21 protein-coding genes and 1 other annotated feature (1 of these 22 cut by a window edge) are annotated in these 26,069 nt (G+C 59.3%); of the genes, 5 read left to right on the forward strand and 16 right to left on the reverse strand.

The window, feature by feature from the left end; genetic code table 11:
• Positions 1 to 37: 37 nt before the first annotated feature.
• Positions 38 to 1,003 (reverse strand): L-tyrosine isonitrile synthase, encoded by a 966-nt coding sequence (pvcA, locus tag ACJ8J5_RS07305; RefSeq protein ID WP_025301528.1) that lies wholly within the window; start codon positions 1,001 to 1,003, stop codon positions 38 to 40.
• A 212-nt stretch (positions 1,004 to 1,215) separates the two neighbouring features.
• Here pvcA and ACJ8J5_RS07310 point away from each other — a divergent pair, with 212 nt between their 5' ends.
• Positions 1,216 to 2,121, forward strand: a complete 906-nt coding sequence (locus ACJ8J5_RS07310; RefSeq protein WP_225735560.1) for a LysR family transcriptional regulator — start codon at positions 1,216 to 1,218, stop codon at positions 2,119 to 2,121.
• Between the two features lie 272 nt (positions 2,122 to 2,393).
• Here the strand turns inward: ACJ8J5_RS07310 and ispH are convergent, their stop codons facing one another.
• The 5 genes from ispH to ribF are packed head-to-tail and all read right to left on the reverse strand — an operon-like array spanning position 2,394 to position 8,110.
• Positions 2,394 to 3,347 (reverse strand): 4-hydroxy-3-methylbut-2-enyl diphosphate reductase, encoded by a 954-nt coding sequence (ispH, locus tag ACJ8J5_RS07315; protein WP_025301526.1) that lies wholly within the window; start codon positions 3,345 to 3,347, stop codon positions 2,394 to 2,396.
• Positions 3,328 to 3,798 (reverse strand): FKBP-type peptidyl-prolyl cis-trans isomerase, encoded by a 471-nt coding sequence (fkpB, locus tag ACJ8J5_RS07320; RefSeq protein ID WP_038628869.1) that lies wholly within the window; start codon positions 3,796 to 3,798, stop codon positions 3,328 to 3,330. Before fkpB ends, ispH begins: the two co-directional genes overlap by 20 nt.
• Before the next feature lies 1 nt (position 3,799).
• Positions 3,800 to 4,309, reverse strand: a complete 510-nt coding sequence (gene lspA / locus ACJ8J5_RS07325) for a signal peptidase II (protein ID WP_025301524.1) — start codon at positions 4,307 to 4,309, stop codon at positions 3,800 to 3,802.
• A gap of 13 nt (positions 4,310 to 4,322) precedes the next feature.
• Positions 4,323 to 7,139 carry an isoleucine--tRNA ligase gene (ileS, locus tag ACJ8J5_RS07330; RefSeq protein ID WP_167324831.1) on the reverse strand — a complete coding sequence of 939 codons (2,817 nt, stop codon included), beginning with the start codon at positions 7,137 to 7,139 and terminating at the stop codon, positions 4,323 to 4,325.
• A gap of 32 nt (positions 7,140 to 7,171) precedes the next feature.
• A complete protein-coding gene (gene ribF / locus ACJ8J5_RS07335; RefSeq protein ID WP_025301522.1) occupies positions 7,172 to 8,110 on the reverse strand; it encodes a bifunctional riboflavin kinase/FAD synthetase in 939 nt (312 codons plus the stop codon).
• Between the two features lie 390 nt (positions 8,111 to 8,500).
• On the opposite strand from ribF, the gene rpsT reads away from it, so the two are divergent.
• Entirely contained in the window at positions 8,501 to 8,764 is a 264-nt protein-coding gene (gene rpsT, locus ACJ8J5_RS07340; protein ID WP_004932960.1) for a 30S ribosomal protein S20, read from the forward strand.
• Positions 8,765 to 8,835: 71 nt separating this feature from the next.
• Here the strand turns inward: rpsT and nhaR are convergent, their stop codons facing one another.
• The 4 genes from nhaR to dnaK all read right to left on the reverse strand — a co-directional run bounded on the left by nhaR (position 8,836) and on the right by dnaK (position 14,475).
• Positions 8,836 to 9,735, reverse strand: coding sequence for a transcriptional activator NhaR (nhaR, locus tag ACJ8J5_RS07345; RefSeq protein ID WP_004932962.1), 900 nt, complete (start codon positions 9,733 to 9,735; stop codon positions 8,836 to 8,838).
• Positions 9,736 to 9,927: 192 nt separating this feature from the next.
• Positions 9,928 to 11,094, reverse strand: a complete 1,167-nt coding sequence (gene nhaA / locus ACJ8J5_RS07350) for a Na+/H+ antiporter NhaA (RefSeq protein WP_414104737.1) — start codon at positions 11,092 to 11,094, stop codon at positions 9,928 to 9,930.
• 236 nt (positions 11,095 to 11,330) lie between these two features.
• Positions 11,331 to 12,455, reverse strand: a complete 1,125-nt coding sequence (gene dnaJ / locus ACJ8J5_RS07355) for a molecular chaperone DnaJ (RefSeq protein ID WP_004932969.1) — start codon at positions 12,453 to 12,455, stop codon at positions 11,331 to 11,333.
• 106 nt (positions 12,456 to 12,561) lie between these two features.
• A complete protein-coding gene (gene dnaK / locus ACJ8J5_RS07360) occupies positions 12,562 to 14,475 on the reverse strand; it encodes a molecular chaperone DnaK (RefSeq protein WP_004932972.1) in 1,914 nt (637 codons plus the stop codon).
• 324 nt (positions 14,476 to 14,799) lie between these two features.
• Here dnaK and satP point away from each other — a divergent pair, with 324 nt between their 5' ends.
• Positions 14,800 to 15,399, forward strand: coding sequence for an acetate uptake transporter (satP, locus tag ACJ8J5_RS07365; protein WP_033652984.1), 600 nt, complete (start codon positions 14,800 to 14,802; stop codon positions 15,397 to 15,399).
• 44 nt (positions 15,400 to 15,443) lie between these two features.
• Here the strand turns inward: satP and ACJ8J5_RS07370 are convergent, their stop codons facing one another.
• The 3 genes from ACJ8J5_RS07370 to tal form a co-directional block, all read right to left on the reverse strand.
• Positions 15,444 to 16,751, reverse strand: a complete 1,308-nt coding sequence (locus ACJ8J5_RS07370; protein WP_127146488.1) for an MFS transporter — start codon at positions 16,749 to 16,751, stop codon at positions 15,444 to 15,446.
• A 124-nt stretch (positions 16,752 to 16,875) separates the two neighbouring features.
• The gene (gene mog, locus ACJ8J5_RS07375; RefSeq protein WP_015376607.1) at positions 16,876 to 17,463 is read right to left on the reverse strand and encodes a molybdopterin adenylyltransferase; all 588 of its coding nucleotides are present in this window, start codon (positions 17,461 to 17,463) and stop codon (positions 16,876 to 16,878) included.
• 151 nt (positions 17,464 to 17,614) lie between these two features.
• Positions 17,615 to 18,568, reverse strand: a complete 954-nt coding sequence (tal, locus tag ACJ8J5_RS07380) for a transaldolase (RefSeq protein WP_004932982.1) — start codon at positions 18,566 to 18,568, stop codon at positions 17,615 to 17,617.
• 383 nt (positions 18,569 to 18,951) lie between these two features.
• Here tal and ACJ8J5_RS07385 point away from each other — a divergent pair, with 383 nt between their 5' ends.
• Together ACJ8J5_RS07385 and yaaA are read left to right on the forward strand one after the other, a co-directional pair.
• Positions 18,952 to 20,388 carry an alanine/glycine:cation symporter family protein gene (locus ACJ8J5_RS07385; protein WP_414104736.1) on the forward strand — a complete coding sequence of 479 codons (1,437 nt, stop codon included), beginning with the start codon at positions 18,952 to 18,954 and terminating at the stop codon, positions 20,386 to 20,388.
• A 106-nt stretch (positions 20,389 to 20,494) separates the two neighbouring features.
• Positions 20,495 to 21,271 carry a peroxide stress protein YaaA gene (gene yaaA, locus ACJ8J5_RS07390; RefSeq protein WP_197769297.1) on the forward strand — a complete coding sequence of 259 codons (777 nt, stop codon included), beginning with the start codon at positions 20,495 to 20,497 and terminating at the stop codon, positions 21,269 to 21,271.
• A 46-nt stretch (positions 21,272 to 21,317) separates the two neighbouring features.
• On the opposite strand, the gene thrC is transcribed toward yaaA, so the two are convergent.
• Genes thrC through thrA form a run of 3 tightly spaced genes read right to left on the reverse strand, consistent with a single transcriptional unit; the run spans position 21,318 to position 26,001 of the window.
• Complete coding sequence (gene thrC / locus ACJ8J5_RS07395) at positions 21,318 to 22,607, reverse strand: threonine synthase (RefSeq protein ID WP_197769296.1); 1,290 nt, start codon at positions 22,605 to 22,607, stop codon at positions 21,318 to 21,320.
• A 3-nt stretch (positions 22,608 to 22,610) separates the two neighbouring features.
• Positions 22,611 to 23,540 carry a homoserine kinase gene (gene thrB, locus ACJ8J5_RS07400; protein WP_016929148.1) on the reverse strand — a complete coding sequence of 310 codons (930 nt, stop codon included), beginning with the start codon at positions 23,538 to 23,540 and terminating at the stop codon, positions 22,611 to 22,613.
• A gap of 1 nt (position 23,541) precedes the next feature.
• Positions 23,542 to 26,001 carry a bifunctional aspartate kinase/homoserine dehydrogenase I gene (gene thrA / locus ACJ8J5_RS07405; RefSeq protein ID WP_173888241.1) on the reverse strand — a complete coding sequence of 820 codons (2,460 nt, stop codon included), beginning with the start codon at positions 25,999 to 26,001 and terminating at the stop codon, positions 23,542 to 23,544.
• A 24-nt stretch (positions 26,002 to 26,025) separates the two neighbouring features.
• Positions 26,026 to 26,069: a sequence feature (Thr leader region), on the reverse strand (it continues 74 nt past the right edge of the window).

The raw sequence follows: 26,069 nt of genomic DNA on the forward strand, positions 1-26,069 counted from the left end.
CCCGTCAGGATTTCGGGCGCAAAAGCATGCAGCGGCCTCAGGCCATCTGCGGTTGTTCGATCAGGTAATGGCTCGGCGTGCCGCGGATCTCTACCAGCTCGCCGTCCAGGCTCTGCGCGTCTTTACGTTTCATCAGCACGAACTGGCCGTTCACGTTGGCTGCCACGCCGTGCCACGGCGTCAGCCAGTCGTCTTTGGTCGGCATCATGTGGATACCCATTTTCAGACTGTCGACCGGCTGCGGGTGAATCGACAGACGGATCGCCGCCGGGAAGTGCTGCGCCAGCAGATTGCCCCAGGCCCAGCTGCGCTGGATCACGCCGCAAGCGCGCTGTTTGGCGTCTTTCTGCAGCGCGGCGTTGGAACCGCTGTAGCCCGGCAGTTGGCTGTCTTCATACAGGAAGCGCGTGATGGCGCGGTACAGCAAGAGGCCCTGTTCGTCCTGCATCAGTTGCTGTTTGATCGCCTCTTCCGATTCGGCATAGCCCTCCACCAACAATCGGCGCAGCAGATCATAATCATCGGTATGCTCCGCCAGGCCTTTGACATCGCCGAGGTTGAACACGCTCAGGTATGTCGCGCCCACTTCATGCAGCAGGCTTTCAATCTCGCGCTGATAGTGGTTGATCGCGTCGTCGCTGACGCGGATCAGATCGCCGAACACGTGACCGTCGGAGCAGATAACGATATGCGCCCCCGGCGGGTAATAGAGCTGAATGCGCTGGCACAGCGAGTTGAGGAAGATCAGCGACAGCCGCTCCGCCATGTCCGGCACCGCACCGATCACCTTGTTGGTGTTGGGCGACTTGGTCGGGAAGGCCGGTAGCACGAATTCGATACGTTGCTCGTTTTCGATGAATGCCCGAATGCGCGGCAATTGCACCTGAGTGACCCGCCGTTCTTCTTCGGCGATCGAGGTGTCGTCGCCGGGGAAACGGCGGCGGTATTGCAATAATTCACGTAGGATCTTTAACGATATTTCTTCTTTCTGAGCGCTGTCCACAATGAGCTCCTGTTGCGATGTGGCGCGGGTGTATTATTGATAAGCGCAATAAGATTTATCAAAAAGAGAAAAAATCTCTGCAAAATAATAATCAGCCCGGCGTTTATATGCTTCAGGCAATATAGAAGAGATGGTGCTATATTATTAGCCCGTATAATTCACAATCTTGGTTAAGTTGTGCTTAACAAACTATGAGCAATATTTTAAAACGCATGGCCATTTTCTCAAAAGTGGTCGATTGCGGCGCATTCAGCATGGCGGCAAAAGAATTGGGCATGACGACCTCCGCCGTCAGCCAACATATTCGCCAGCTGGAGGAACATCTGGGCATTCAATTACTGTTGCGATCGACGCGTTCATTGAGTCTGACCGAAGCAGGATTGTGTTTTTATGAAGATTGCCTGCTGATGATCCACGCAGCCGAACGTGGCCAACAACGGATCGCCGCGCTGCGCGGCGAGCTGGTCGGCGAACTGCGTGTCGCCACCTCCACTGAATTCGCCACCCACTATCTGGTGCCGGCGCTGCAAAGCTTCCTCGATGAACACCCGCAGCTTACGCTGCGACTGGAAATCCACGATGAGAAGATAGACCTCATCACGCAACGCATCGATCTGGCGATACGTGGCGGCGTGCTGGCCGACTCCAGCTACGTTTCCACGCGGCTGGCGCGCTGCCGTGAAGTGTTATGCGCCTCACCGGCCTACCTGGCACACCACGGCGTGCCGGATTCACCGCAGGCGCTGAGCCATCACCACTGGGTCACCTTTACACCGCTCGGCAACCCGCAGTTTGTCCGTCTTATCCATCGCGACGGCGGCGAACACCGCATGCGTATGACGGGGCGTTTGTTCACCAACAGCGGTATGGCGATGAAGGAGTTGGCGCTGACCGGCAAGGGGATCATTCGCAATTTCTTCGCCAACGTTGAACGTGAATTGCGCAGCGGTGAGCTGATTGAAATATTGCCCGATTGGCGGTTACCGGAAATTAATTGCTATGCCATTATGCCGCGCAGGGAGATCCAGCCATTAAAAGTCAGACGGTTGCTGGAACATATGAAACTCTATTTGCAGGAGAAGGGATTAACGGCCGTAGAACATATTCGACAGGAATAAAATAAGAAACATCTGCAACATCCATTATTGTAATTATTGTAATCACTTTGCCAACACCGGGCCTCATTTAGATTGCAGCCTAATGATATTCTGATTAATGACTTTTCGCCAGCCTTTATAATTAAATACACCGCCGTTATTTCAAATACTCAGAATAAATTTGACTTTAGTTAGCAGAAAATTTGAATATGCATGGCATGTTATTTTTAACGCGGCACGATTCCAAAAAAAACGGGAAGCCTAAGCTCCCCGCTGTCATCCGCCGGCGCATGTCAGTCAATCTGACGAACGTCCACCCGCAGCTCTTTAGGCACTTCAAACACGATGTTCTCTTCACGCCCGCTGATTTCATGCACGTCCAGGCCGCCCAGCGCTTTCAGGCGAGAAATCACCTCCTGCACCAGCACGTCCGGTGCCGAGGCGCCGGCGGTAACGCCGATATTGCGCGCTTCGCTCAGCCAGCTCTCCTGAATATCCGCCGCCGAATCGATCAGATAAGCCGGTTTGCCCACGCGCTGCGCCAGTTCAGCCAGACGGTTAGAGTTGGAAGAGTTCTTTGACCCCACCACCAGCACCACATCCGCATCGCCTGCCAGGTTACGCACCGCTTCCTGACGGTTGGTGGTGGCGTAGCAAATGTCATCCTTACGCGGACCGATAATGCTCGGGAAGCGCTGACGCAGCGCGTCAATCACGTCCGAGGTATCATCAACCGACAGCGTGGTCTGCGTCATGAAGCACAGATTGCTTTCGTCTTTCACCTGCAGCTTCCACACGTCTTCCGGCGATTCGACCAGGTACATGCCGCCCTTCGGGTTGCTGTACTGGCCCATGGTGCCTTCCACCTCCGGATGACCGGCATGGCCAATCAGAATCGCTTCGGTGCCGCGGCGGCTGGCGCGCGCCACTTCCATATGCACCTTGGTCACCAATGGGCAAGTGGCGTCGAACAACATGGTCAGATCGCGCGCCTTGGCTTCGGCGCGTACCGCCTGAGACACGCCGTGCGCCGAGAAGATCAGGATAGAACCGTCCGGCACTTCGGCGATCTCTTCGATAAACACGGCGCCCCGCTCACGCAGGCTGTCAACCACGTAGCGGTTGTGCACCACTTCATGCCGTACGTAGATCGGCGCGCCATACAGCTCCAGCGCACGTTCCACGATGCTGATCGCACGATCAACCCCGGCGCAGAAGCCGCGCGGGTTAGCCAGCAATATTTGCATGCGTCTCCTCCTGCTGCGGATCGATCTCCAGCACTTCGATATCGAAGGTCACCGGATGGCCCGCCAGCGGATGGTTGAAATCGACGGTGATTGAATCCTCCGCCACCGCGCGCACCACGCCCGGCATTTCGCTGCCGTCGATGGCGGTAAACAGCATGATGGTGCCCACGTCCGGCACGCCGGTTTCCGCGAAGTCGCGGCGCGAGAAGAACTGGACCAGATCCGGGTTCTCCGCGCCGAACGCCGCTTCCGGCTGCAGGGTAAAGGCACACTTGTCGCCCGCTCGCAGGCCGAGCAGTTGCGCTTCCAGCGGCGCCGACAGGCTGCCGTCACCCAGACGGAACAGCGCCGGTTTGCCGCTGCTGCGGGTAGATTCGGCGGTCGAACCGTCTTCCAGTTTCAGCGTAAAGTGAACCAGCACCGCGCTGTCACTGATAATCTGAGCCGTCATGTTACTCACCTTTACTCTTTGCGCCTTTGTTCGCCGGCGACAGGAAACCTTCCAGCACGATCATCGCCGCACCCACGCAGATAAAGCTGTCCGCCAGATTGAAGGTCGGGTAGTGCCAGTCACCGACGTAGAAGTCGATGAAATCGACCACAAAACCGTGCCACAGGCGATCGAACAGGTTGCCCAACGCCCCACCGATGATGAAGGCGTAGGCGATGTTGTTCAGCTTCTGCTGCGCCGCGCTGCGGTACATCATCACCAGCAGCACCGCGACGATGGCGATGGCGATGCCGGCGAAGAACCAGCGCTGCCAACCGCCGTGATCGGCCAGGAAGCTGAACGCAGCGCCGTAGTTGCGCGCGTAAAACAGGTTGAACGACGGGATCAACGGCTGGGACTGGCCCAGCGTAAAGTTAGCGAGGATCCACTGCTTGCTGCCGAAATCCAGCGCCAGCACCGCCACTACAACCCACAGCCAACGCAGGCCGGTCGAACAAATTGGTTTACTCATCAGGCGCGAGTTCTCAGGCAAAGTTACGCTTCTCGCCGTCACCGGCGACGTTGCTCACACAGCGGCCGCAGATGTCTGCGTGCTCCGCCACCAGACCGATATCGGTGGTGTAATGCCAGCAGCGCGGGCACTTCTCACCTGGCGCCGTGCTGAAGGCGATCTTCAGCCCTTTCAACAGCTCGGAGGCCTGCGCGTCGGCCGGCGCATCCGCCAATGGCGCAACGCTTGCCGCAGAGGTCAGCAGCACGAAGCGCAGCTCATCCTGCAGGCTGTTCAGGCGAGCCGCTAGCTCGCTGTCGGCATACAGCGTCACCGCCGCTTCCAGCGAACCGCCGAGGCGTTTGTCGGCACGCGCCTGCTCCAGCACCTTGTTCACTTCGCCGCGCACTTTCAGCAGCTCAGCCCAGAAAGCGTCGTTCATCGGCTCGCCTTCCGCCAGCCCGAACAGGCCGTCGTACCACTCTTCGGTGAACACGTACTGCGCGCGTTTGCCCGGCATGAAGCCCCAGATCTCGTCTGCGGTGAACGACATGATCGGCGCCATCCAGCGCACCAGCGCTTCCACGATGTGATACAGCGCGGTCTGGCAGCTGCGGCGGGCGACGCTGTCGCTCTTGGCGGTGTACTGACGATCCTTGATGATATCCAGGTAGAAGGAGCCCATCTCGACCGAACAGAACTGCATCAGGCGCTGCACCACTTCGTGGAAATCGTAGTTGGCATAAGCCTGCTCGATATCCTGCTGCGCCGCCAGCGCGCGGCCGACCGCCCAGCGATCCAGCACCACCATGTCTTCAGGCGCCACGCAGTCGGTGCTCGGCTCGAACCCGTTCAGGTTGGCCAGCAGGAAGCGCGCGGTGTTGCGGATGCGGCGGTAAGAGTCGGCGGAACGCTTGAGGATCTCGTCGGATACCGCGATCTCGCCGGTGTAATCGGTCGACGCCACCCACAGACGCAGAATGTCGCCGCCGAGCTTGTTCATCACGTCCTGCGGGCTGACGGTGTTGCCGATCGACTTGGACATCTTGCGGCCCTGGCCGTCGACGGTGAAGCCGTGGGTCAGCACTTCTTTATAAGGCGCCTTGCCCTTCATCGCGGTGGAGATCATCAGCGAGGACATGAACCAGCCGCGGTGTTGGTCGGAGCCTTCCAGATACATGTCGGCGCTGTGGCCCTGGAACTCAGGGCGCACGTCGACCACCGAAGCGTGGGTGGAACCGGAATCGAACCACACGTCCAGCGTGTCCGGCACTTTCACGTAGTCGGCGGCTTCCGCGCCGAGGATGTCGGCCGCGTCCAGATCCCACCAGGCCTGAATGCCGTCTTGCTCGACGCGCTTGGCCACTTCTTCCATCAGCTCAACGGTGCGCGGGTGCAGCTGCTCGGTTTCTTTGTGCACGAACAGCGACATCGGCACGCCCCAGGTGCGCTGACGCGAGATGCACCAGTCCGGGCGGTTGGCGACCATCATTTCGATGCGCGCCTGGCCCCAATCCGGGATCCACTGCACGCCCTTAATCTCTTCCAGCGACTGCTGACGCAGGCCTTTCTGATCCATGCTGATGAACCATTGCGGCGTGGCGCGGAAGATGATCGGCGTCTTGTGGCGCCAGCAGCACGGGTAGCTGTGCAAGAACTTCTCGACGTGCAGCAGCGCGCCTTTGTCACGCAGCAGATCGACGATCAGATCGTTAGCCTTGAAAACAAACTTGCCGTCCAGTAGCGGGTAGGTGCCGGTCAGGTAGCAGCCGTTCGGCCCTACCGGGTTGGCCACTTCCAGGCCGTATTTCTGGCCGATCACGAAGTCGTCCGGGCCGTGGCCTGGCGCGGTGTGCACCGCACCGGTACCGGCGTCCAGCGTCACGTGCTCGCCGAGGATCGCCGGCACGTCGAAGTCCATGAACGGGTGTTTGAAGCGCAGCAGCTCCAGATCGGCGCCTTTGCAGCTGCCCAGCACCGTCCACTCGGTGATGCCGGCGCGTTTCATCACGCTTTCCACCAGTTCGGCCGCCAGGATCAGGCACTGGCCGTCAACCTGCACCAGTTGATAGGTGAAGTCCGGATGCAGCGAGATCGCGCGGTTGGCTGGCAGGGTCCACGGGGTGGTGGTCCAGATAACCAGCGAGATGGCACCGTTGAAGTGGCTCACGCCAAACTTGGCCGCCACGGCAGCCGCGTCGGCCGCATGGAAGGTCACGTCGATCGACGGCGAAGTCTTGTCGTAGTACTCCACTTCCGCTTCCGCCAGCGATGAGCCGCAGTCGGTGCACCAGTGAACCGGCTTAGCGCCTTTCAGCAGGTGGCCGTTGCTGATGATCTTGCCCAGCGCGCGGATAATGTTGGCTTCGGTTTTGAAATCCATGGTCAGGTAGGGACGATCCCAGTCGCCCAGCACGCCCAGGCGGATGAAGTCCTTCTTCTGACCTTCAACCTGCTCGGCCGCGTATTCGCGGCACTTCTGGCGGAACTCGGCCGCCGTCAGCTTCTCGCCCGGTTTGCCGTACAGCTGCTCAACCTTCAGTTCGATAGGCAGGCCGTGGCAATCCCAACCCGGCACATAAGGCGAGTCGAAGCCGGCCATCCCTTTCGACTTGATGATAATGTCTTTGAGAATCTTGTTAACCGAGTGACCAATGTGAATGCTGCCGTTCGCATACGGAGGGCCGTCATGCAAAATGAAGGTTTTTTTGCCCTTTTTGGCAGTACGAATAATCCCGTACAGATCCTGTTCATACCAACGTTGCAGCATGCCAGGTTCGCGCTTGGCAAGATCGCCGCGCATCGGGAACCCTGTTTCCGGCAAGTTCAGGGTATTCTTGTAGTCACTCATTAGATTCTCGGTTCCGTTTTCGGCTATAGAGATTAAACCGGTGTCTGTAGCCCGAAGAACTTCCGGGCCGTCACCACATCATTGGCGATTTGCTGCTTCAGGGCATCGAGCGAAGCAAACCGTTGTTCATTGCGCAATTTTGCGCGGAGCACCACCTCAATATGGCGCCCGTAAAGATCCATTGTGACATCCAGCAGATGCACTTCCAGCTGCTGGCGCACGCCGGCGACGGTCGGACGCGTGCCGATGTTGGCCACGCCCGGCAGCGGCTGCGGCCCCAGGCCGTACACCTCCACCGCATACACCCCTTTCACCGGCGCCACCAGGCGCTTGAGCGGCAGGTTGGCGGTCGGGAAGCCGATGGTGCGGCCCAGCTCATCGCCGTGCACCACGCGCCCGGAGATGCTGTACGGGTGGCCCAGCAGGGTCTCTGCCAGCGGCAGATCGTCCTCGCTCAGCGCGGTGCGGATCGCGGTGCTGCTGATGCGCCGCTCGCCTTCGCGGAAGGTCGGGGTACTGACCACGTCGAATCCGTACTCTTTTCCGGCCTGCTGCAATAGCGGAAAATCGCCCTGACGCCCGGCGCCAAAGCGAAAATCATCCCCCACCATCAGGAATTTGACGCCCAGTTTTTCCACCAGCAGCTCGGCGACGAACGCCTGCGCGGTGTTGGCGGCAAAACGCGGATCGAACTTGACGCACAGCAGGTAATCAACGCCCGCCTGCGCCAGGTAGTTGGCCTTGTCGCGCAGGCGCGTCAAACGGGCCGGCGCCTTGTCTGCGGCGAACATCTCCAGCGGCTGCGGCTCAAAGATCATGACCATCACCGGCAGCCCGAGGCGTTGCCCTTGTTGCTTCAACTGCTCCAGCAGCGCCTGATGACCGCGGTGTACGCCGTCAAAGTTGCCGATGGTGAGCACGCAACCATGGTGGCGCGCCCGGATATTGTGAATGCCGCGAATTAGCTCCATAGCTGGCTCAAAACAGTGGAAATCGGCGGATTATACCTTGTACAGCCGGTAAGGTTAACCCGCGATTGGTGCCTTTATGTAATAGACATACCATACCGGAGATAATCTGCGCGTGAAACGGCTTCACCGCAGTTTATCCCGCGCCGCCGGGCCGATTCTCGACCGCGGCCAACGGCTTGCGCCCGCCGCGGCAAATCATTGGCGAATTTTCTCGCGAAACACTGTATTCCCAAGAGCGAAGCTGGTAAAATCCTGCGCCATCACAACGTAGCGAGTGCCGCCTGTACAAACGGCGCTTATTTGCACAAATCCATTGACAAACGAAGGCTAAAAGGGCATATTCCTCGGCCTTTGAATTGTCCTCAATAGAATATATTTGGGAGTTGGACCTTGGCTAATATCAAATCAGCTAAGAAACGCGCCGTACAGTCTGAGAAACGCCGCAAGCATAACGCAAGCCGTCGCTCAATGGTGCGTACCTTCATCAAGAAGGTAGACGCAGCTATCGCAGCTGGCGACAAAGAAGCAGCACAAAATGCATTCCTGGTAATGCAGCCACTGGTGGACCGTCAGGCAGCTAAAGGCCTGATCCACAAAAACAAAGCAGCGCGTCATAAGTCAAACCTGACTGCACGCATCAACGCAATGCAGTAAGCATTTCGTTATCTGCTTGATAAAAAAACCGGCTCAGGCCGGTTTTTTTACGCCCTGCGTTCAGTGAACCGCTAGCAGGAAAACAGCGCCGAGAAGTCTTTGTTGCAGACGCGCTGCACCGCCGGATGCTGGATCATGCGCTCGGCGAAGATGATGTAATACTCCTCCTGCACGCTGTCTATACGTCCAATCTCCACCACGTTATCATCGTTGTAGGTATCCTGCGCATACAGCGTCGGCGCCACGAAGATCGCGTTGTGGTACATGCCGAAAGCCTTCATCAGCGCCGCATCGTCGAACTCGCCCAGAATCTCCACCTGGATGCCCTGCGTATTGAACCAGTTGAGCAGTTTGCGCCCCAGCATCGAACGGCGGCCGGGGATCAGCAACTTGCGCTGCTCCAGGCAGGCCGGGAACGGCAACTCCGGCGCCGGCTGGCGACAGAAGAAGCTGATGCCGCACTCGCCCAGCTTCAGCGAGAACAGCCCTTCCTGCTGGCTGGAGTCCACCGGGCAATCCGACAGGATCATATCCAGCTTGTGCTGGCTGAGCTGCTCCAGCAGCATCTCGTGCGTCGATTCAAAACAACGCAGGTGGATCTGTTCGTTGTCCACCACCACCGCCGTTTCCAACACCTGGCTGACCAGGCGCTTCGACAGCGCGTCCGCCACGCCGACGTCGAACAGCAGATTCGACTCTTTGCGATAGTTGACGATATCCAGCATTTCCTGGCTGAGCATAAACATCTTGTCAGCATAGCGGAACACCAACTGCCCCAGCTCCGAAGGCACCAACCCGCGCCCCTGGCGTTTGAACAGCTTGCCGTCCAACCGCTCTTCCAGCGCCTTGATCTGGCCGGTGATGGTCTGCGGCGTCAGAAACAACGCTTCAGCGGCGCCGACCACGGAACCGGCCTTGCAGACCTGCCAGAAATAGTAAAGGTGATTAAAGTTGATATGCGACATCCTCACGAGCGGCTCTCCTTAACAACGTTTCGCAGCGGCAAACGGTGTGCCGTGACGAGCGACAAACTTCCTTTCCCTGCTTCAGACAACGTATAGCCCCATTAGTCCCAACGAAGAACGGCCGAAGCTGCACATATTTTATACCGTACAGCTCCGACCAGCCATTTTATTATGTGCCCTTACCGGGCACATTCAGGATTAACGTACGCGCGGCAACGCCAGACGCAGCAATCCATACCCTACCACCGCCGCAGCCGTCGAGCCCAACAGGATCCCCAGACGGGAATAGGTGCTGAGCGCCATATCCGCCTCGCCGAACGCCAGCGAGGCGATAAAAATCGACATGGTGAAACCAATACCGCAAAGCACCGAAACGGCAAATACCTGTTTGAAGCCGATGCCTTCAGGCAAACGGGCGATGCCCATTTTTACCGCCAGCAGGCTGAAGAGGAAAATCCCCAGCGGCTTACCGATAAACAAGCCAGCCGCAATCCCGACCGGCAGCAGCGACGTCAATCCTTCCAGCGATACGCCCTGCAAAGAGACCCCGGCGTTAGCGAAAGCGAACAGCGGCAGGATCATAAACGCGACCCACGGGTGCAGCTCATGCTCCAGCGTTTCCGATGGCGATGGCCCCTTCTTGACGTTCAGCGGGATCATAAAGCCGACGATCACCCCGGCCAACGTCGCGTGCACCCCGGACTTGAGGATCGCCACCCACAACACCAGGCCAACCATCATATACAGCGAGGTTTTTCCCACGCCACGCCAGTTCATCACCGCCAGCAGCACCGTCGCCGCCGCTGCCACGCCCAGCGCCACCATCGACACTTCGTGGGTGTAGAACAGCGCGATGACGATAATCACGCCCAGGTCATCGATGATCGCCAACGCCAACAGGAATACTTTCAGGCTGGTCGGCACGCGGTTGCCCAGCAGCGCCATCACGCCCAGCGCGAAGGCGATATCGGTCGCCGCCGGGATTGCCCACCCCTGGCGAGTGACTTCATCCGCGCCGTTGAATAACAGGTAAATCAGCGCCGGCGCCAGCATGCCGCCCAGTGCGGCGATCGCCGGAAACACCGCCTTGTCACGCCCGGACAGCGAGCCTTGCATCAGCTCGCGCTTGACCTCGAGCCCCACCACCAGGAAGAAGATGGCCATCAGGCCGTCGTTGATCCACAGCAGCAGCGGCTTGGCGATCTCCAGCGAAGCAATTTTCACCATCACTGGCAGGTTAAGGAATGCCTGATAGATCCCCTGCGCCGGGCTGTTGGCCATGATCAGGGCGACGATCGCCGCCGCGATCAGAATGATGCCGCCCGCGGCTTCCTGACGTAAAAATTGACGAATGATGTTGGTCACAGTACGTCTCTCCAAATCTGTGCAGGACGTAGCGCCCTGCGAACCACAGTCATGAAGTGAGTATAGAGGGCGTTTTAGTTCGAAAAAATAAGTTTATAAATGCTAAATAACTCGAAAAAACCGATCAAAAGCACGAATAAGTCACATTATTTATAGGGGATTAGGGGTGCGACATGCAAATAAAAACCCCGGGACAGACGCCCGGGGTTCTAATATAAACCAGCAGAAACAGCAGGTTAGCGAGTCAGGTCGTCAAAGAACTTTTTCACCCCGTCGAAGAAGCTCTTCGAGCGCGGGCTGTTCTTGTCGCCGGATGGGCCGCCCAGGCTCTCTTCCAGCTCACGCAGCAGCTGCTTCTGCTTGTCGTTCAGATTGACCGGGGTTTCCACCACTACGCGACACAGCAGGTCGCCCTGGCTGCCGCCACGCACCGATTTCACGCCCTTGCCGCGCATGCGGAACAGCTTGCCGGTTTGGGTCTCCGAAGGCACCTTCAGTTTCACCCGGCCGTCCAGCGTCGGCACTTCAATCTCGCCGCCCAGCGCCGCCATGGCGAAGTTGATCGGCACTTCACAGTACAGGTTGTTGCCTTCACGCTCGAAGATCGGGTGCGCCTTCACCTGCACCTGAACGTACAGATCGCCCGCCGGTGCGCCGTGCTCGCCGGCTTCGCCTTCACCCGCCAGGCGGATGCGGTCGCCAGTATCGACGCCGGCCGGAATTTTCACCGACAGCGTTTTGGATTTCTCAACCCGGCCGTGGCCGTGGCACTTGTTGCACGGATCTTTGATGATCTGGCCGCGGCCATGGCAGTGTGGACACGCCTGCTGCACGGTGAAGAAGCCCTGACGCATTTGCACCTGGCCTTGACCGTGACAGGTTGGGCAGGTGACCGGTGAACTGCCCGGCTTGGCGCCGCTGCCGTGGCAGACGTCGCACTCTTCCAGCGTCGGGATGCGGATCTCTTTGGTGACGCCACGTACCGCTTCCTCGAGGGTCAGCTCCATGTTATAGCGCAGATCGGAACCGCGGCTGGCGCGCTGACGGCGGCCTCCGCCGAAGATATCGCCAAACACGTCGCCAAAGATATCGCTGAAGTCGGCACCGCCGCCAAAGCCGCCGCCGCCCATGCCGCCCTGTTCAAAGGCCGCGTGGCCATACTGGTCGTAGGCCGCGCGTTTCTGGTCGTCGGTCAGGACTTCGTAAGCTTCTTTAACTTCTTTAAACTTGGTTTCGGCGTCTTGTTCCTGGTTACGGTCAGGATGGTATTTCATCGCCAGGCGTTTATACGCCTTTTTGATCTCACGTTCATCCGCCGTCTTGCTGACGCCGAGAATCTCGTAATAGTCTTTCTTCGCCATTCTTTCGCTTACCCTTAACATGCGTGCACGGGCGCAGAGTTGCCTCGACGCCCGTGCTGGTTTCCGGTAGCGGCATCTCGGCCGCCCCGTGCCCGCTTAAGGGCGATTATTTTTTGTCTTTAACTTCTTCGAACTCAGCGTCAACCACGTCGTCGTCTTTCTGCGCCGCGTTGTCCGCGCCGGCGTCAGCACCCTGCTGAGCCTGCTGCGCCTGAGCCATTTCCAGCAGCTTGCCGGAAACCTGCACCAGCGCCTGAGTCTTCGCTTCGATCTCGGCTTTATCTTCGCCTTTCACCGCTGCTTCCAGATCTTTCAGCGCCGCTTCGATCGCCGTTTTATCTTCCGCCGGCAGTTTGTCACCCGCTTCTTCCAGCTGCTTGCGAGTACCGTGGATCAGGTGATCCGCCTGGTTACGCGTCTGTACCAGCTCTTCGAACTTGCGGTCAGCTTCAGCGTTCAGCTCGGCATCGCGCACCATTTTCTGGATTTCGTCTTCGTTCAGGCCAGAAGATGCCTTGATGGTGATCTTCTGCTCACGACCGGTGTTCTTGTCTTTGGCAGACACGTGCAGGATGCCGTCAGCATCGATATCGAAGGTCACTTCGATCTGCGCCATGCCGCGCGGTGCCGCCTGGATGCCGTCCAGGTTGAACTGGCCCAGAGATTTGTTATCGCTGGCGCGCTTACGCTCACCCTGCAGCACGTGGATGGTTACTGCAGACTGGTTGTCTTCCGCAGTAGAGAACACCTGGCTGTGCTTGGTCGGGATCGTGGTGTTTTTGGTGATCAGCGGCGTCATCACGCTGCCCATGGTTTCGATACCCAGTGACAGCGGGGTCACGTCCAGCAGCAGAACGTCCTTCACATCACCGGCCAACACGCCGCCCTGTACCGCAGCGCCTACGGCAACCGCTTCGTCCGGGTTCACGTCTTTACGCGGTTCTTTGCCGAAGAAGTCTGCGACTTTCTTCTGCACCATTGGCATACGGGTCTGGCCGCCCACCAGGATCACGTCCTGGATGTCGGAAACCGACAGGCCTGCGTCTTTCAGCGCCACTTTCAGCGGTTCGATAGAACGCGCAACCAGATCTTCAACCAGAGACTCGAGTTTGGCGCGAGTCACTTTGATGTTCATGTGTTTTGGACCGGTCGCGTCTGCAGTGATGTACGGCAGGTTAACGTCGGTCTGCTGAGCGGAAGACAGTTCAATCTTCGCTTTCTCAGCGGCTTCTTTCAGGCGCTGCATCGCCAGCGGATCGTTGCGCAGATCGATACCCTGATCTTTCTTGAACTCTTCCACCAGGTAGTTGATCAGACGGCTGTCGAAGTCTTCGCCACCCAGGTGGGTGTCACCGTTGGTCGCCAGCACTTCAAAGGTTTTTTCGCCGTCAACGTCGTCGATTTCGATGATAGAGATATCGAAAGTACCGCCGCCCAGGTCATAAACCGCGATGGTGCGGTTGCCGACTTCTTTGTCCAGGCCGTAGGCCAGGGCCGCAGCGGTCGGTTCGTTGATGATGCGTTTGACTTCCAGACCCGCGATGCGGCCGGCGTCTTTGGTCGCCTGACGCTGGGCGTCGTTGAAGTAAGCCGGTACGGTGATAACCGCTTCAGTTACCGGTTCGCCCAGGTAATCTTCCGCCGTTTTCTTCATTTTTTTCAGCACTTCCGCAGAGATCTGCGGCGGAGCCATTTTCTGGCCTTTCACTTCCAGCCAGGCGTCGCCGTTGTCGGCTTCGACGATTTTGTACGGCATGATCGCTTTGTCGCGCTGCGCTTCTTCATCCTGGAAGCGGCGACCGATCAGGCGCTTGATGGCGAACAGGGTGTTTTCAGGGTTGGTCACTGCCTGACGCTTAGCCGGCTGGCCAACCAGAGTTTCACCGTCCTGGGTATATGCGATAATAGAAGGAGTGGTGCGGTCGCCCTCGGCGTTTTCCAGCACGCGTGCCTTGGCACCATCCATAATTGCTACGCAAGAGTTGGTAGTACCCAGGTCGATACCAATAATTTTGCCCATCTAAACGTCTCCACTAAAAAATTCATAATCAGTCAGGTTGCTAACCTATATGCGGGCGATTTTTTGCTTTTCAACTGCCCGATATCTCAGTGCGACCCGCGGTTAGCAGCTGCGGTTGCAAATAAGATGGGGCCATCCCGTCCGGCATCAAGGGGCAAGGCGAAAAAAATTTCTTTTTTTATCGTCATTCAGATCATTGTTTCCGGCTGCGGGGATCATTATGATGCGCGCGCTCTGGTGGAAAACTTCGATTTTTTGGCCATTCAGACCATTTATGATTTTACTTCGCTGTTTCCGTTAATTTTCTGTTATCGCAGAGGACTTATGCACACCAACAAGTTGGCGAATCCCGGCCCTCTCGGCCTGATGGGCTTCGGGATGACCACCGTCTTGCTGAACCTGCACAACGCGGGCTTTTTCCCACTGAACTCCGCCATCATCAGCATGGGGATTTTCTTCGGTGGCCTGGCCCAGATCTTGGCCGGTCTGCTGGAGTACAAGAAGGGCAACACCTTCGGCATGACGGCGTTCACCGCCTACGGCAGCTTCTGGCTGAGCCTGGTCGGCCTGCTGCTGCTGCCGCGTCTGGGCCTGGCTGAAGCCACCGAGGCGCACGTGCTGGGCATCTACCTGGCGCTGTGGGGCGTCTTCACCCTGTTCATGTTCTTCGGCACCCTGGGCGCCAACCGCGTGCTGCAGTTCGTGTTCGCCAGCCTCACGCTGCTGTTCGCCTTGCTGGCCGTCGGCAACATCACCGGCAACCACGCACTGCTGACCTTCGCCGGTTATGAGGGTATCATCTGCGGTGCCAGCGCCATTTACCTGGCGATGGCCGAAGTGCTCAACGAGCAATACGGCCGCACCGTGCTGCCAATTGGCGAGCCGGCTCCGGCCCGCGTCGCGGCCTCGCCGGTCACGGCGTAATCGCCCTTCCCTGACGAAAAAGCCCTGCAGTGCAGGGCTTTTTTTTAGCTGTAGGAACCGGCTCGCCGCTCGCCGGCTTCGCTGTTCAGGTCGCGATGCAGGTAGACGCCGAGCAGCAGCCCGATGAGCGACAGCGCCAGCACATAGTAAGCGGGCGCTAACGGGGTCAATTTCATGATCAGCGTCACAAAAATAGGGGTTAAACCGCCAAAAATAGCGTACGAGACGTTATATGAGAACGAGATGCCGGTAAACCGCACTTCCGCCGGGAAGGCCCGCACCATCACATACGGCACGGCCCCCACCACGCCTACGCTGAAGCCCACCAGCGCATAGCAGGCGAACAACATTTCCGGGCGCACGCCCACCGTTTGATAGAACAGCCAGCTGCAGCCGGCCAGCAGCACACTGCCGACCACCAGCGTTTTGCTGGCGCCGAAGCGATCGGCCGACAAACCGGCGACAATGCAGCCGGCGATCAGCATGATGGTGGCGATACTGTTGGCCTGCAGCGTCAAAGCCGGCGCAATGGCGAACTGTTTTTGCAGATAGGTTGGGGTCATCAGGATCACCACCACGATACCCGCAGAGAGCAGCCAGGTCAGCAGCATCGACACCACCACTTCCCGTTTGTGATTGAGCACCACCGATTTCAGCGGCAGCTCTTCGGCCAGCGCTTTACGCGCCTGCATCTCGATAAAGATTGGCGTTTCCTGCAGCCAGCGGCGCAGGTACATCGCCACCAAGCCGAACATGCCACCCAACAGGAAAGGAATACGCCAGCCGCCGCCGGCGATGCTCTGCGGGCTAAGCGTGGTATTGATCACCGTCGCCACCACCGAACCCAGCAAGATGCCTACCGTCAACCCGGCGGTCAGCGTGCCGCAGGCGAAGCCGATGCGCCGGCGCGGCACGTGTTCGGCGACGAAGACCCAGGCGCCCGGCACCTCACCGCCGATCGCCGCGCCTTGCAGCACGCGCATCAACAGCAGCAGCAGCGGCGCGGCGATGCCGATGCTGGCGTAGGTCGGCAGCAGACCCATCGCCAGCGTCGGCAACGCCATCAGCAGAATGCTCAGGGTAAACATCTTTTTGCGGCCGACCAGATCGCCGAAGTGCGCCATCACGATGCCGCCCAGCGGGCGGGCAAGATAGCCGGCGGCGAAGATGCCGAAGGTTTGCACCAGCCGCAGCCACTCCGGCATGTCCGCCGGGAAGAACAGATCGCCGACCACGGCGGCGAAGAACACGAAGATGATGAAGTCGTAAAACTCCAGCGCGCCGCCCAACGCGGCCAACGTCAGCGTTTTGTAGTCTTGCCGGTTCAGCCGGCGATTATTGTCGTGAGGCATAGGGCACCGTCGGTAAAGGCTGTAAAAATAAAAGCCGCAGGCTTTCTGTAAAAGAATCCTTACTATAACGGCAAATTATTTTCACACCAGGCGGGCTGAAGCCGATCTCGCAGAACGCTGAAATTTAGAGGTTTATCTCGCGACGCGCGCTCTTTGGCCGAAATGCTGCTACCACCGCGGCGTGCGTTTCGACGTAAGGCCCGTCGAGCAGTTGAATGCAATAAGGCACGCTGGCGAAGATGCCGTGCACCACCGCATTGCCCTGCTCATCCTTTACCCCTTCCAGCGTTTCTTTGATCGACTTCGGTTGGCCGGGCAAGTTGATGATCAGCGCCTGCTTGCGGATCGCTCCCACCTGGCGAGAAAGAATTGCCGTTGGCACATAGTGTAGGCTGATCTGACGCATTTGCTCGCCGAAGCCGGGCATCACGCGATCGGCGATCGCCAGCGTGGCGTCGGGGGTGACGTCGCGACGCGCCGGCCCGGTGCCGCCGGTGGTCAGCACCAGATGGCAGCCCATTTCGTCCACCAGCTCACACAGCGTTTGTTCAATTTGCGTCTGCTCATCGGGGATCAGCCGGGTTTCCAGCTTGAACGGCGTCGCCAGCGCGCCGGCCAGCCACTCCTCCAGCGCCGGAATGCCTTTATCCTGGTAAACGCCGCCGGAAGCGCGGTCAGAAACGGAAACCAAACCAATACGTAAAATATCCATGCGTAACCTCTACAGCCTGATGGGGTCCGAACGGGTTCGTCTCCCGTTCTGTTGTCATTGCCGAGAGTATAAGGGCTTCCCCCGCCGGCGGGAGCGTCGGGCATAAAAAAAGGTGGCCTGAGCCACCTTTTTACTGCGCGATCTGCAGGAATTACAGCAGGTCGGCGATCATTTTTTCCAGTTTACCCTGGTCTACGGCGAACTTGCGGATGCCGTCGGTCAGTTTCTCAACCGCCATCGGATCCTGGTTGTGCTGCCAGTAGAACTCAGGTTCGGTCAGTGCGGCAGGACGCGCCTTCACTTCACCGGTGTAAGACAGTTTGCGCTCCAGCGCGCCTTCGCTCTCCGCCAGCTCTTTCAGCAGCGCAGGCGCGATGGTCAGGCGGTCGCAGCCGGCCAGTTCGATGATTTCGCCGACGTTACGGAAGCTGGCGCCCATCACCACGGTGTTGTAACCGTGCTGTTTGTAGTACTGGTAAATTTCGGTCACGGAGATCACGCCCGGATCTTCGTGCGGGGCGAACTCTTTCTTGTCGCCGTTGGCTTTGTACCAGTCGAGGATACGGCCAACGAACGGCGAGATCAGGTAAACGCCGGCTTCGGCACAGGCGCGAGCCTGAGCGAAGGAGAACAGCAGAGTCAGGTTACAGTTGATGCCTTCTTTCTCCAGCTGCTCCGCCGCGCGGATGCCCTGCCAGGTCGAGGCCAGTTTGATCAGAATGCGATCGTTGCTGATGCCGGCTTCGTTGTACAGCTTGATCAGGCGCTTGGCCTTGGCCACGCTGGCAACGGTGTCGTAAGACAGACGCGCGTCAACCTCGGTGGAGATGCGGCCCGGAACCAGTTTGAGGATCTCCAGACCGATGTTGACTGCCAGCTTGTCGGCGGCGTCGGCGATCTGCTGCTCGCGATCGCTGCTCTGGCCGCGCGCCCAGGCGATGGCTTCGTCAATCAGTTTGCGGTATTCAGGAATTTGGGCTGCATTGAGGATCAGCGAAGGGTTGGTTGTGGCGTCCTGCGGTTGATACAGCTTCATTGCCGCGATATCACCCGTATCTGCAACCACTGTAGTCAGCTGGCGCAGGGAAGTTAATTTGTCGGTCATGTTGGCATTATCTCATCGTTTGTGCATGAACTTTTGGCATTGTTCAACCATGCCCTGCCCTGATAATAACATGCGCCAAGCCCGGCGCAAGGCTGGAAAACCGCGGCGCGCAAGCATCTGTTTTATCCTTGGGCGAGCAACCGTTTACGCCGATATCTTTCGCCATAACCGAGCGGATGGAAAGGCAATAACGTGCTATCGCCCGAATAAATTATGTTAAATTCGAAAAAATTGATGCAATTCGTCCGCTAATCTGCGAAAAATCTTAATCGACTGACGCCGGACCGATTCCAGCTAAGCTCTTGTAAAAAATAGGCCAATGTTTTTCACCTGCGGTGGATGCTGCCAGGTGCGCATGACATTTCGATAAGAGGAGGGATCCCTTGACGGACCTGATGAATTTTATAAACAACATTTTGTGGGGGTCAGTGCTGATTTATCTGTTGCTCGGCACCGGCATCTACTTCACGTTGCGTACCCGCTTTATCCAGCTTCGCCACTTCAGCCACATGTTCTCGGTGTTGAAAAACAGCAATAAAAGCGACAGCGCCGGCATCTCCTCTTTTCAGGCGCTCTGTACCACGCTGGCGGCGCGCGTCGGCACCGGTAACCTGACCGGCGTCGCCATTGCCCTGACCGCCGGCGGCCCCGGCGCCATCTTCTGGATGTGGGTGGTGGCGTTTATCGGCATGGCCACCTCCTTTGTGGAAAGCTCGCTGGCTCAGCTCTACAAAACCAAAGACGATAACGGCAACTACCGCGGTGGCCCGGCCTATTACATGGAAAAAGGTCTCGGCATGCGCTGGATGGGCGTGCTGTTCTCCATCTTCCTGATCATCGCGTTCGGTCTGGTGTTCAACGCCGTACAGGCCAACTCCATCGCCCAGGCCTCCGCCGTCGCCTTCCATTTGCAGCCGCTGCACGTCGGCATCGGCCTGGTGTTGCTGAGCGGCGTGGTGATCTTCGGCGGCATCCGTTCCATCGCCAAAGTGGCCGAACTGGTGGTGCCGCTGATGGCTGGCGCCTACCTGCTGTTGGCTCTCTGGGTGATTGGCCATAACATCGAACACATGCCGGCGATCCTGGCGCTGATCTTCAAAAGCGCCTTCGGCCTGCAGGAAGCCGCGGCCGGCGCCGTCGGTTACGGTATTTCCCAGGCGATGACTCAGGGCGTGCAGCGTGGCCTGTTCTCCAACGAAGCCGGCATGGGCTCGGCGCCCAACGCGGCGGCGTCCGCCTCGCCTTATCCGCCGCATCCGGCTTCGCAAGGCTATGTGCAAATGCTCGGGGTGTTTATCGATACCATCGTCATCTGCAGCGCCACCGCGGCGATCATCCTCTCTTCCGGCATACTCGATCAGCCGACCGACAGCATCAGCGGCATCGATCTGACCCAGCGCGCGCTGTCAACCGCCGTCGGCAGTTGGGGGGCACCGTTCGTCGCCATCGCCATCTTCTTCTTCGCCTTCACCTCGATCATCGCCAACTATGCCTATGCCGAGAGCAACCTGGTGTTCCTCGAGCACAACCACCCGGGCGGCCTGCTGATTTTCCGCTGCGTGGCGCTGGGCATGGTGATGTTCGGCGCGCTGGCGGAGCTGCCGCTGGTGTGGAAAATGGCAGATACCTCCATGGCCCTGATGGCGATCACCAACCTGACGGCGATCCTGCTGCTGTCGCGGGTGGCGCTGAAACTGGCCGACGACTACCATCGCCAACGCCGCCTGGGCAAGCTGCCAACCTTCGACGCCACCCGTTATCCGGATCTGAAGTCGCAGCTGGAGCCGGGCGTGTGGGACGACCAAAAGCCGCCGCGCTGAGTTTTCCGGGGCGCCTGCGATACGCGCCCCGGCCTATTGGACCGATTGCCCCTTTTTCCCGCGCTTTTTGCTACAGTATCCGCACTTGGATAAACAGGATCTGGCCATGCTCGTTATTATTTCCCCTGCAAAAACTCTCGATTACGAAAGCCCGCTGGCGACAGAACGCTTCACGCAGCCCGAACTGCTGGACAAGTCGAAACAGCTGATCAACATTTGCCGCGAGCTGACGCCGGCGCAAATCGCCAGCCTGATGAGCATCAGCGACAAGCTGGCCGGGCTGAACGCCGCGCGCTTTAGCGAGTGGCAGCCGAAATTTACCCCGGACAATGCCCGTCAGGCGCTGCTGGCGTTCAAGGGAGACGTTTACACCGGCCTGCAGGCGCAGGATTTCAACGAAGCCGATTTCGACTTCGCCCAGCAGCATCTGCGCATGCTGTCCGGCCTGTATGGCGTGCTGCGCCCGCTCGATCTGATGATGCCGTACCGGCTGGAGATGGGCATCAAGCTGGAAAACCCGAAAGGCAAAGACCTGTACAGCTTCTGGGGCGATAAAATCACCCAGAAGCTCAACGAAGCGCTGGAGCAGCAGGGCGACGACGTGGTGGTCAATCTGGCGTCCGACGAGTATTTCAAGGCGGTGAAGCCGGCCAAACTGCACGGCGCGCTGATCAAACCGGTGTTCCTCGACGAGAAGAACGGCAAGTACAAGGTCATCAGCTTCTACGCCAAGAAAGCGCGCGGGTTGATGAGCCGCTTTATCATCAAAAATCGCCTGACGCGCAGCGAACAGCTGGTGGACTTCAACCTGGAAGGCTACGCCTTCGACGAAGCCGCCTCGCAGGGTAATGAACTGGTGTTCAAACGCCCGGAGCAGGCATAAAAAAAGCCGTCGCAAGACGGCTTTTCGCATTCTAGCCTGCTGAACTTCAGGCCGGCAGTCCCATCAGGAACTTGCGCAGCTCGCCGAAGCCGGCCGGGAGCGTGTGCGACAGCAGCGGCAGATCGGCCCGCAGCGCCAGCGCTTTCGGCAACGGCAGTTCCTGGCCGAGGATCGCTTCTACGCTCTCTTTAAACTTGGCCGGATGCGCGGTACCGAGGAACAGGCCAAACTCTCCGTCCTGCAGCTGATCGCGCAGCGCGCGATAGGCAATGGCCGCGTGCGGTTCTGAGATATAGCCCAGCTCGGCCAGTTCACGCATCGTTTCCCTGGTGGTCTCATCGCTGACCGCCGCGTGACCCAGCTCTTTCAGCTGCCAGACCTTACGACGGAACAGCTCTTCCACGCGCGGCCAGTTGTTTGGCTGGCTGACGTCCATGGCGTTGGACAGCGTCGCGACCGTGGCGTGCGGCTGCCACTGGCCGCTGGTCAGGAAGCGCGGCACGGTGTCGTTGGCGTTGGTGGCGGCGATGAAGCGCTTCACCGGCAGACCCAGCGACTTGGCCAGCAGCCCGGCGGTCAGATCGCCGAAGTTGCCGCTCGGCACCGAAATGACCAGCTGATTGCGCGCTTCCTGCGGCAGCTGCGCCACCGCTTCGAAGTAGTAACAGATCTGCGCCAGCAAGCGGCTGATGTTGATCGAGTTGGCCGAGTTCAGGTGCAGCGCATCTTTCAACTCCTGATCGTCGAACGCCTGCTTCACCAGCGCCTGACAGGCGTCGAAGTCGCCGTCGATCGCCACGGTATGAATGTTGCCGCCCAGGGTGCAGAACAGCTTTTCCTGCAGCGGGCTGATTTTGCCCTGCGGATAGAGGATCACCACCCGGACGTTTTTCAGGCCGTAGAAGGCGTGTGCCACGGCGGCGCCGGTGTCGCCGGAGGTGGCGGTCAAAATGGTCACCGGCTGATCGCCGGCCACTTCCGCCAGCATCTGCGCCATAAAGCGGCCGCCAAAGTCTTTGAACGCCAGCGTCGGGCCGTGGAACAGCTCCAGGCAGGAGACGTCTTCCGTCACTTTCGCCACCGGCGCCGGGAACTCAAAGGCGGCCTGTACGCGTTTCTTCAGCGCCGCTTCCGGCACCTCTTCGCCGATAAAGGCCGACAGAATGCGGCTGCTGCGGGTGACAAAATCCTGCTCCAGCAGCTGGTCAATCTCGGTCAGTTCGAACGCCGGCAGCTCCAGCGGGAAGAACAGCCCCTGCTGCTTGCCCAGACCTTGTTTGATCGCCTGCGCGAAGCTGACCTGCTCGTTGTGATCCTTAAGGTTGTACAGTTTCATGCGTTATCCCAGTAGTCGAGCGCCTGCGGTATCCAGACGGCAAATATGAACAAAACCTTCGTCGTTTTGCAGATAGTGTTGTTGCAGCCAGGCGGCCATGCGCTGCGCGGTAGCGCCGTCGTTGCAGACGGCGAACAGCGTCGGGCCGGAGCCGGAGATGCCGCAGGCCAGCGCGCCGATGTCCTGCGCCGCCTTGCGCGCTTCGGCAAAGCCCGGCAACAGCCGGGTGCGGTACGGTTCAGCGATCACGTCCTGCATCAATTTGGCGGCCAGCTGCGGCTGCCGGGTATGGCAGGCGTGAATAAAGCCGGCCAGGTAGCGGCCGTGGCTGATGCAATCCTGACGACGGTATTGCGCGGGTAAAATGGCGCGCGCTTCGGCGGTGGACACTTTGATGCCCGGATAGGCCATAACCCACAGCCAATCGTCAAAGCACGGCACCTCCTGGCTGATAATGCCTTCTTCTTCCAGCATCAGCTGCAGGCCGCCCAGATAGCAAGGCGCCACGTTGTCGTAATGCACGCTGCCGGAAATGCGCCCTTCCAGCTCGCCCATCAGGCCGAGCAGCGTCGTCTTATCCAACGGACGATCGCAGAATTCGTTCATCGCCATCAGCCCGGCGACCACCGAACAGGCGCTGGAACCCAGCCCCGATCCGATCGGCATGTTCTTTTCCAACCGCATCGCCACCGGCACTTCGCGGCCGATCTCCTGGCAGAAGCGCTCCCAGCATTGATAAACGATGTTCTCTTTCGGCTCGGCCGGCAGCTTGCTGACGAAGCGCCCGGCATTCTGCAAACTGAACGTCTCGGCGGCTTCGACGCTGACGCAGTCGCCCAGCAGCGTGCCGTCGATCGGCGAAACCGCCGCGCCCAGCACGTCGAAACCGACGCTGACGTTGCCGATCGAGGCCGGTGCATACACCTTAACCATATTAAACTCCCAACTTCCATGACAGTGTGCGCAGCAGATCGGCGAATACGCCCGCTGCGGTCACATCGTTACCGGCGCCGTAGCCGCGCAGCACCAGCGGCAACGGCTGATAGTAGCGGCTGTAGAAGGCCAGCGCGTTCTCGCCATTCTTCACTTTATACAACGGATCGTTGCCGTCCACCGCCTCAATGCGCACCTTGCAGCGCCCTTCGTCGATCAGGCCGACATAGCGCAGCACCTTGCCTTGCTCGGCGGCGTTGGCCACGTTGCGCACGAATTCTTTATCCAGCTCCGGCAGCCGCGCCAGGAACTGATCCACATCGCCCGACGCGTCGAAGGACGGCGGCAGCACCGCCTCAACCTCGATATCGCTCAGTTCCAGTTTGTAACCGGCCTCGCGCGCCAGGATCAGCAGCTTGCGCGCCACGTCCATACCGGACAGGTCGTCGCGCGGATCCGGTTCGGTGTAGCCGTTGGCCCTGGCCTGCAAGGTCGCGGCCGACAGCGACATCCCTTCGTCCAGCTTGCCGAAGATAAAGGACAGCGACCCGGACAGAATGCCGGAGAAGCGCACCAGCTCATCGCCGGCGTTCAGCAGGTTTTGCAGGTTCTCAATCACCGGCAGACCGGCGCCGACGTTGGTGTCATAGAGGAACTTGCGGTGCGAACCGGCAGCGGCCGCGCGCAGTTGCTGATAATAGTTCATCGACGAGGTGTTGGCCTTTTTGTTCGGCGTCACCACGTGGAAACCGTCCGCCAGGAAGTCCACGTATTGATCGGCCACCGCCTGGCTGGAGGTACAGTCGACGATCACCGGGTTCAGCAGATGATACTCCTTCACCAGCCGGATCAGGCGGCCGAGATTGAACGGCTCCTGCGCGCCGGCCAGCTCGTCGCGCCAGCTGTCCAGCGCGATGCCGTGCACGTTGGTCAGCATCACGCGCGAGTTGGCGATGCCGCACACCCGCAGGTCGATATGTTTTTGCTTCAGCCACGGCTGCTGGCGGTAGACTTGCTCGATCAGCGCCCCGCCGACGCCGCCGACGCCGATGACGAACACTTCGATCACCTGATCGGTGTTGAACAGCATCTGGTGGCTGACGCGCACGCCGGTGGTGGCGGAATCATTGCTGACCACCACCGAAATTGAACGCTCGGAAGAGCCCTGGGCGATAGCGACGATATTGATGTTGGCGCGCGCCAGCGCGGAGAAGAAGCGCGCGGAGATGCCACGCAGGGTGCGCATGCCGTCACCGACCACCGAGATGATCGCCAGGCGTTCCATGACGTCCAGCGGATCCAGCACGCCGTCTTTCAACTCCAGATAGAACTCCTCTTCCAGCGCCCGGCGGGCGCGCTGCAGTTCACCCTGCGGCACGCAGAAGCTGATGCTGTATTCGGAAGAGGATTGGGTGATCAGCACCACCGAAATGCCGGCGCGCGACATCACGGCGAACACCCGTGCGGCCATGCCGACCATGCCTTTCATGCCCGGGCCGGAGACGTTGATCATCGCCATGTTGTTCAGGTTGGTGATGCCTTTGACCGGCATCGCGTCATCGGTGCTGTCTTTACCGATCAGCGTGCCGGGGGCTTGCGGGTTAGAGGTGTTTTTAATCAGGCAAGGGATTTGGAACTGGGCAATCGGCGTGATGGTGCGAGGATGCAGCACTTTGGCGCCGAAGTAGGAGAGCTCCATCGCCTCCTGGTACGACATCGATTTCAGCAGCCTGGCGTCCGGTACGGTGCGCGGATCGCAGGTATACACGCCGTCGACGTCGGTCCAGATTTCGCAACAGTCGGCGCGCAGGCAGGCGGCCAGCACCGCGGCGGAATAGTCGGAGCCGTTGCGGCCCAACACCACCAGCTCGCCCTTGTCGTTACCGGCGGTGAAACCGGCCATCAGCACGATGTGGTCGGCCGGGATCGCCGCTGCGGCGATGCGCAGCGTGGACTCGGCGATGTCCACGGTAGACTCCAGGTAGTGGCCCTGCGCCAGCAGCTTCTCCACCGGGTTGATCACCGTGACCGGATAGCCCTTGGCGCGGAACACCCCTTCCATGATGGCGATGGAGAGTTTTTCGCCGCGGCAGATGATCGCCGCGTTCACGCTGTCCGGGCACTGCCCCAACAGCGAGACGCCGTGCAGCACCTGCTTGAGTTGCGCGAACTCCTGATCGACCACGCCTTTCAGGCGATCGTATTCAAAGCCCGGCAGCGCCTGCGCCAGGCCGCTCAGCAGATCGGCAAAGATCCGCTCGGCGTCGCTGATATTCGGCAGAATGTCCTGACCCGCCACCGTCTTGTCGATCATCGCCACCAGATGGTTGGTGATCTTTGCGGGGGCGGACAAGACCGTGGCTACCTGTCCCTGACGCGCGTTACTCTCCATGATGTCGGCGACGCGCAGAAAACGTTCCGCATTCGCTACCGAGGTTCCGCCAAATTTCAGCACTCGCATGTGTCATCTCTCCGAATTTAAGCCGAAAAAAAAGCCCGCACTGATTAGGTGCGGGCTTTTTTCTGTGT

It is taken from the genome of Serratia sp. CY43202, assembly GCF_052168755.1.
Classification (GTDB): domain Bacteria; phylum Pseudomonadota; class Gammaproteobacteria; order Enterobacterales; family Enterobacteriaceae; genus Serratia; species Serratia bockelmannii.